At 41.2% G+C, this 1,412-nt stretch carries 1 protein-coding gene; it reads right to left on the bottom strand.

The genetic code is table 11. The annotated features are described in order from the left end of the window. Positions 1-83: 83 nt before the first annotated feature. Positions 84-773, bottom strand: coding sequence for a group II intron reverse transcriptase/maturase (gene ltrA / locus H344_RS20720; protein ID WP_084148842.1), 690 nt, complete (start codon positions 771-773; stop codon positions 84-86). Between the last annotated feature and the right edge of the window lie 639 nt (positions 774-1,412).

The raw sequence follows: 1,412 nt of genomic DNA, 5'->3' as shown, positions 1-1,412 counted from the left end.
TCAGTTCCTGCAAACCAAATTCGGAGGGCCTTCCTCCATCGTCATTATAGCATCGAAATTTATCCAAATAGGATAAATTTCGTTCATGGCGCACTATCATCGGCATACCTCTCGAAATGAACTCTGGGAAACTCTCTTTCCATCCATTTGTCAAATACAAAATGAAGAAAAATATTTGCTAAGAGCGGACTAATCACCCCACCTTGAGGTGTGCCTCTTATACTTTTCTCAACAGCACCATTTTGATGAACTACGTCTGCAATTAACCATCGCTTGATATAAAGTAATACCCATCGACAACTTGTGAAATGAGATACTGCTTTCATTACCAGCGAATGATCAATTGAATCGAAAAAACTACGAATATCCATATCTAAAACCCAATCATCTCGCCAGCATCTCTGCCTTGCTGTTTTAATAGCATCTAGTGCAGATTTTCCTGGACGATAACCATATGAGTCATCGTGAAAGTGTGGATCTACTATCGGCTCTAAGTAATTTTTGACTACCATTTGGGCAATTCTGTCCGAAACAGTAGGAATTCCAAGAGGTCTAGTTTTTCCATTTCCCTTTGCGATGTACACTCTACGAACCGCGGGTGGAAAGTAACTTCCCGATGACAACCGATTCCAGATTTTGTATAGATTGTTTTTCAAGTCACGTTCAAAATCCATAATTGTTTGCCTATCAACACCGGCTGAACCTTTGTTAGCCTTGATCTTCAAATAGGCATTCCAAACCATTTGCTTACTAATGTTAAATGATTTTGCCATTACTTTTGGTTCTTTCCATTACTGGTTGACCAAAATATCTGGCTGAATAACGTAACTCCTTTGCTCCATCTGCTTTCACAGACTTCATCACTACTACGAGTTACTCCGCCCCTCTGATTTACCTTGGTACTTGCAGTTTCAGTATTTGTGAAACCTCTTCCCTTAACATTAAACCAGCAGGTTCCCACGTTCCATATAAAAGCCTGAATTAAGATCATGCAGTCTCTACACCGAACGCCACCCAGTCCATAAACAGGTATTGTCTGGATTTGTCCCGGATTAACAACTCCATCCGGTTTTGACGTTTGTTGAATTGCTTTTCGACATGTCATCGACTGTTCACTTTCGTTCATCTTCTTAATTCTTACCTGACATTTATTTAATGCCTTTTCCAACGACGCTCACTACCTTGGCTTTTGACCAAAGCAGCTCGTGGTGGTTTGATGCCGGAGCCTGTACTCCGACTTCGTGGGGCCTTCCCTCATCTTTTATACAGCATGATCATAGAGTATCTTTGAGATTCTCTCCGATCTTCGTGGCGCACCGTTGTCCCAACAGTTTCCTTTCCGGCTCATACTTTGAGTTGTTTTACAACTTAAACCTAACAGGCTGGTCATTTTATTTGAAGCATACTGGCTC

The organism is Arenibacter latericius DSM 15913, assembly GCF_000424985.1.
Lineage (GTDB): Bacteria > Bacteroidota > Bacteroidia > Flavobacteriales > Flavobacteriaceae > Arenibacter > Arenibacter latericius.
The sequence above is the reverse complement of the archived record's forward strand: the minus strand, read 5'-3'. Positions and strand labels throughout refer to the sequence as shown.